We start from the raw sequence: 6279 nt of genomic DNA, 5'->3' as shown, positions 1-6279 counted from the left end.
CTAGCTAGCTAGTCTTCGGGGCGGCTTCGGGGTGGGGGTGGGCTTCGGCGGTTCGGGGGTGGGCGTCGGGGTCGGGCAGGGCGTGGGCGGAGGTGGGGGCGGCGTCGGTGGCGGGCACGAAGGGGGAGTGGGCCAGGTGGCGCTCCCGGCGACCGCCACCGCCTCGGTGCCGCCCGGCCCGGTCGAGGCGTACGCGCAGGCGTCGGCCGCGGCCGGGGCGGCCGGTGCCCCCACGAGCAGCCAGCTCAGGGCCAGCAGCGCCAACACTCGGGCGGCGAGGGCGGAATGGGTCGATTCGGGTCCATGCACGACTCAGGATCCTGAGGTCAGGCGGCTACTCAGAAACCTTTCTCCTGCGGCGGATTGCCCCGAACGAGGGAAGGCGGCGGCGGGCGGTTTGATGGGCGGCCCACCGGGCGCCCGCCAAGTCGATCACCTGTGCGAGCGACGGGGTGGATCACAGGTTTTGGAAAGAAATTTGCGCCGCGATTGAACACGACCATGGTCCGGCTGCGTACCCAATGCTGTGCGGCGGCGCAGCAGGGCGCTGCAACACCCTTGTGATTATGGGGAGTTGAAGATGAAGACCTCGTGGCGGAGCGCCTCGCTCGTGGTGAGCGCCGTGGCAGTGCTGGCGCTGACGACGGCGTGCGGTCAGGAGACCACCCCGCCGGCGAGCAGCCAGAACGTCGGTGCGACGGCCGCGGCCGGGGGTTACGGATCCGCGGGTACGGGCCTGGGTACCGACGCCGATTCCGGTACCGCCGGGGCGGGTGCGCAGGGTGCCGGGACCGGCACCCAGGCGACCGCGGCCGGCGAGCTTTCCGTGTCCACCAACGCCGAGCTGGGCAAGGTGCTGACCGACAGCGCCGGGCTCACCCTCTACCGCTTCGACAAGGACACCGCGGAACCGCCGAAGACCAACTGTGACGGCGACTGTGCCACGGCCTGGCCGCCGGTTCCCGCGGACGACGCCAGCGCCGGCGCCGGGGTGGACGAGTCGCAGCTCGGGGAGGTCACCCGGGCCGACGGCACCAAGCAGCTGACCATCGGCGGCTGGCCCGCCTACCGCTTTGCCAAGGATGTCAACGCCGGTGACACCAAGGGCCAAGGTGTGGGCGGGACTTGGTACGCGCTGGCCCCCGACGGCAAGAAGGCCAAGGCGGCTTCCGACCTGCCCGGCCTGTCCACCCGCAAGGACCCCGAGCTCGGTGAGATCGTCGTCGACAAGAACGGCATGACGGTCTACCGGTTCATGAAGGACGAGGCCTGGCCGGAGCCGGTCTCCAACTGCACCGGTGCCTGCCTGGAGAAGTGGCCGGTGGTCGAGCCGGTGGCGAACAACGACACCAAGGGCGTGCAGAAGAAGGGCCTGATGAGCTTCACCCGCTCCGACGGCGCCAAGCAGCAGACCGTCAACTGCTGGCCCATCTACACCTTCGCCGGTGACAAGGCCCCCGGTGACACCAACGGTCAGGGCGTCGGCGGCACTTGGTACGCCGTGGCCCCCGACGGGAAGCCGATCGGCGCGCCTGAGAAGGAGTAGGAGGCGAGAGCTCGACGAGTGCAGGGCGAACGGTCAGCGCGCTGAACCCAGGTCCACCCCCTCCGGCACCGCAACGGAGGGGGTGGACCTGTGTGTTGGGCCGGGTCGGCCTTCGTCCCGTTGCGCATGATTCAGAACTCTGTGGAATGCTTCGGACGCATTTCGTTACGGAATCCCGTCCCGCGAATTCGGCACGTGCCGCAGGCAGTGACCGGGAACGGATGGTCAATTTCCGTTTCGGCTCGCCCCTTTGGCGGGCGATCAGTAGCCTCAGCTCGAACACTGGATCGCCTGAGCCTTGGAGAGGTAGATGGAGCGTCCCGCCTGGGCCCCACGGAGCATCGACATCTCGGTGCCGAGCGTCTCGCGAATCTACGACTACTACCTGGGCGGTTCGCACAACTTCGAGGTCGACCGGGAAGCCGCCCGCAGGGCCATGGAGTTCCTGCCGGGACTGCCCAAGGTGATGCAGGCGAACCGGGCGTTCATGCGCCGCGCCGTACGCTACGCCGCCGCCGAGGGGATCACCCAGTTCCTCGACATCGGCTCGGGCATCCCCACCTTCGGCAACGTCCATGAGGTGGCGCAGTCCGCCAGCCCCGAGGCGCGGGTGGTCTACGTCGACCACGACCCGGTCGCCGTCGCGCACAGCGAGGCGGTGCTGGACGGCGACGAGCGCACCGGCGTCGTCGCGGCCGATCTGCGCAAGCCGCACGAGATCCTGGCGAGCCCCCAGGTCGAGCGGCTTCTCGACCTGAACCGTCCGGTGGCGCTGCTGCTCGTTGCCATACTGCACTTCGTGGAAGACGCGGACGACCCGTACGGGGCGGTGGCCGAACTGCGCGACGCGCTCGCGCCCGGCAGCCTGCTCATCCTCACCCATGCCTCGTACGAGGGAATCCCGCTTCCCGCGGAGCGGGCCGAGGGCACGGTGGGCGTATACAAGGACATTCGCAACCCGCTGATCATGCGCTCGCGCGACGAGATCGCGCGGTTCTTCGAGGGGTACGACATGGTGGAACCCGGACTGGTGTCGATGCCGCGGTGGCGGCCGGACACCGCACCGGAGGAGGAGGATCCATGGGCCTTCTCCGGGTTCGCGGGCGTGGGGCGTACGGCGTGAGCGCGGAGCCGGACGGGCCGGAGGACAGACTGCGCCGGTTCGCGACGATCTGGAGCCGGGCCGTGTTCCCGGTGACCTCCACGTCGTCGACCCGGCCGGAGTTCGAGGAACAACTGCTGCCGCTCGCCCGCCGGTTGAGCCACGCCCTGCTGGCCAGGGCGTTCGACGCGGACGAGGCCAGGGCGGTGGGCGCCGCCCTGGTGGACGCGCACTGCACCGACCCGGAGGCGCTCAGCCGCAGCCTGGACTGCGTGGACGCCTATCTCGTCCTGTACTGCGGCGACGACAGCGCCCAGGAGGATCTGCGGGCCCGCAGCGGCCGGCTCCAGCACGCCATGGCCGCCGGGTTCGCCCAGGCGCTGCGCGAGCGGACGCTGGCCGAGCAGGAGGCGATCTCCGCGGCCGCCCTCACCGCGCAGGGCGTGGTGGCGCAGGCGCTGCACGCCAGCGAGGCCCGCTTCCGCGCGGTGTTCGAGGGCGCCGCCATAGGAATCGGCATCGCGGACCTCGCGGGCAACATACTGCAAGTGAACGGCGCCCTGGTGCGCATGTTCGGCGGCGCGGAGCAACTGGTGCGCGGCCGCAACGTCATGGAGTGGACGCACCCCGAGGACGCGCCGCAGGTCTGGAAGCTCTACGAGGAGCTGGTGCGCGGCGAGCGCGAGCACTACCACGTGGAGAAGGCGTTCTACCGCCCCGACGGAACGGTCCTGTGGACCAACCTCACCGTCTCCCTGCTGCGTGACCCCGACGGCAACCCCGAGTACCAGCTGGCCCTCATGGAGGACACCACCGAGCGGCGGCTGCTCAACCTGCGGCTGCGCTACGAGGCCACGCATGACGCGCTCACCGGGCTGCCCAACCGCACGCTGTTCTTCGAGCGCCTGGAGAAGGCGCTGGGCGCGGGGGAGGGCCAGCGGTTCGGGCTGTGCTACCTCGACCTGGACGGCTTCAAGACCATCAACGACAGCCTCGGACACGCCGCCGGTGACCGGCTGCTGGTGGAGGTCGCCGACCGGCTTCAGGCCTGCGCGACCGCGCCCGGCGAGATGGTCGCCCGGCTCGGCGGCGACGAGTTCGTCGCGCTGACCACCGGACCCGACACCGAGCGGGAGGTCGACGAGCTGGCCGCCCGGATCATGAACGCGCTGGTCGCCCCGATCACCGTCGACGGCCGGGCGCTGACCGTGCGCGGCAGCATCGGCATCGTGGAGGGTCCGGCGGGGGAGCGCAGCCCGGCGGAGGTGCTGCGCAGCGCCGACATCACGATGTACCGGGCCAAGTCGGCGGGCGGCAACCGCTTCGAGCTGGCCGACCCGGAGGCCGACGCCCGCGCGATCACCCGGCACGGGCTGACCACGGCGCTGCCGACCGCCCTGGACCGGGGCGAGTTCTTCATCGAGTACCAGCCGCTGGTCCACCTCGGCGACGGCAGCGTGCGCGGCGCCGAGGCGCTGGTGCGCTGGCTGCACCCGCAGCACGGCGTCCTCGGCCCGGACCGGTTCATCCCGCTCGCCGAGCACACGGGCCTGATCGTTCCGCTCGGCCGCTGGGTGCTGGAGCAGTCGGTGCGCCAGGCCCGGGACTGGCGCGACCGGCACGCGGAGGCGGGCCCGCTGCGCATCAACGTCAACCTCTCGCCGTGCCAGCTCACCCACCCCGGGCTGGTGCAGGACACGGTCGAGATCCTGGAGGGCGCGGGCGTGGACCCCGACGCGCTCTGCCTCGAAGTGACCGAGTCGGCGCTGATCGGCGCCGACGACGACCTCCTCAAGCCGCTGCGCCGGCTGGCCGAGATGGGCGTCGACATCGCGCTGGACGACTTCGGCACCGGCTACTCCAACCTCGCCAACCTGCGCCGCCTGCCGGTGAGCGTCCTCAAGCTGGACCGATCCTTCACCCAGAGCATGCAGCAGTTCCCGGCGGACCCCGTCGACCTCAAGATCGTCGAGGGGATCGTTTCCCTCGCCCACAGCCTGAACCTCGCGGTCACGGTCGAGGGCGTCGAAACCGGAGCCCAGGCCGAGCAACTCCGCATACTCGGCTGCGACACGGCCCAGGGCTGGTACTACGCCCGCCCCGGCCCACCGGAGCGCCTGCACGAGCTGGCGCTGGTGGACGCGACGGGCTGAGCCGCCACGGTCGTACGAGAGTTCTGGGCAGGCTCTAGTAGGGCTTGGTCAGGTTCGTATGGGTGTGGGTATGTCCCGGTGGCAGGTGGGGCAGGCGCCGGCCCAAAGGGCGAGGAGTGTCTGTAGCTCGCGGACGACTTGGTAGAGGCTCAGGCCGGCGCTGCTTCTTTTGGGGTCCGGGCCAGTCGTTGCAGCGTGCAGAAGGCGTGCGCGACGGAGACGAGGGTGACGTGGTGGTGCCATCCGTTCCAGGTCCGGCCCTCGAAGTGGGCGAGTCCCAGGGCCTGTTTCATCTCCCGGTAGTCGTGCTCGATGCGCCAGCGGAGTTTGGCGAGGCGGACCAGTGTGGTCAGGGGCATGCCGGAGGGCAGGTCGGACAGCCAGTACTGCACCGGCTCGCTCTCGCCGGCCGGCCATTCGGCCAGCAGCCAGCACACAGGCAGTTCCGGGCCGTCGACGTGCTGGCGGACCTCGCGTCCGGCGGGCCGGATCCGCAGCGCCACGAAGCGGGAGTACATCCGCTTGCGGCCGGAGCGGCCGGTGCCGGGCCGGGAGCCCTCCCGCCACTGCACCGGCCGGGCCGCCTTCCGGCCCGCCGCGATGACCAGCTCCTTCACCGGCCGCGGCTTGTCGGGATACTTCGCCACCGGCGGGCGTCCGGACCCGGAGTGCGGTTCGGCCACCGGCACCGCGTCGGCGGGCTGGGCAGACAGCGTGGTGGAGATCCCCACCACGTAGTTCAGGCCGCGTTCCTGCAGTCCGTTCCGGAACGCGGCGGCGTCACCGTATCCGGCGTCCGCGACGGCCAGCGGCACCTCGATGCCCCAGGAGCGGGTCTCGTCGAGCATATCCAGGGCCAGCTGCCACTTCTCCACATGCCCGACATCGTCCGGGATACCGCAGGCTGTGCGGCGGGCGACCTTGTCCGCATCGGCCTTCGGCGAGGCGGGATCCCAGCTCTGGGGCAGGAACAACCGCCAGTTGACCGCCGCCGAGGCGTGGTCGGACGCGAGGTGGAGGGAGACGCCGACCTGGCAATTGGTGACCTTGCCGGCCGTGCCGGTGTACTGCCGCGACACACACGCCGAGGCAGTCCCGTCCTTGAGGAACCCTGTGTCGTCGAAGACGAAGGCGTCGGGCCCGATCCTCTCCTCCATCCGCCAGGCGAGCTGGGCCCGGATGTGTGCCGGGTCCCAGGGACTGGTGGTGATGAAGTTGGCCAGTGCCTGCCGGTTCCCGTCCTCACCCAGGCGGGCGGCCATCGGCTCGACCGATTTACGCTGCCCGTCGGTCAGCAGCCCCCGCAGATAGACCTGCCCCCACCGTCGCTGATCCCTGCGCGCAAACGGCTCGAACACCTCCGCCGCGAACGTCTCCAACTCACCACGCACCAACGCAATCTCGTCCGGAGTCACACACTCTCAACGCCACACCGGCCCAGCAGGACACGCAACACCACAACCGACCTGACCAAGCCC

The 6279-nt window shown here is 70.6% G+C and carries 5 protein-coding genes; 3 read left to right on the top strand and 2 right to left on the bottom strand.

The genetic code is table 11. The features are described from left to right. Entirely contained in the window at positions 1 to 309 is a 309-nt protein-coding gene (locus tag BN159_RS44750) for a hypothetical protein (protein ID WP_157901080.1), read from the bottom strand. A 271-nt stretch (positions 310 to 580) separates the two neighbouring features. Between BN159_RS44750 and BN159_RS06725 the strand changes: the two genes are divergently transcribed. The 3 genes from BN159_RS06725 (at position 581) to BN159_RS06715 (ending at position 4801) form a co-directional block, all read left to right on the top strand. After that, positions 581 to 1546: an SCO0930 family lipoprotein gene (locus BN159_RS06725; RefSeq protein WP_015656173.1), complete on the top strand. Its 966-nt coding sequence runs from the start codon at positions 581 to 583 to the stop codon at positions 1544 to 1546. 310 nt (positions 1547 to 1856) lie between these two features. Continuing rightward, complete coding sequence (locus BN159_RS06720; RefSeq protein WP_015656172.1) at positions 1857 to 2669, top strand: SAM-dependent methyltransferase; 813 nt, start codon at positions 1857 to 1859, stop codon at positions 2667 to 2669. Then, positions 2666 to 4801, top strand: a complete 2136-nt coding sequence (locus BN159_RS06715) for a putative bifunctional diguanylate cyclase/phosphodiesterase (protein ID WP_041820933.1) — start codon at positions 2666 to 2668, stop codon at positions 4799 to 4801. Before BN159_RS06720 ends, BN159_RS06715 begins: the two co-directional genes overlap by 4 nt. 149 nt (positions 4802 to 4950) lie before the next feature. On the opposite strand, the gene BN159_RS06710 is transcribed toward BN159_RS06715, so the two are convergent. Then, entirely contained in the window at positions 4951 to 6216 is a 1266-nt protein-coding gene (locus BN159_RS06710) for an IS701 family transposase (RefSeq protein ID WP_015655222.1), read from the bottom strand. Positions 6217 to 6279 lie beyond the last annotated feature (63 nt).

This window comes from Streptomyces davaonensis JCM 4913 (assembly GCF_000349325.1).
In the GTDB taxonomy this organism is placed as follows: Bacteria; Actinomycetota; Actinomycetes; order Streptomycetales; family Streptomycetaceae; genus Streptomyces; species Streptomyces davaonensis.
This window is presented reverse-complemented; position numbering and strand designations above follow the sequence as displayed.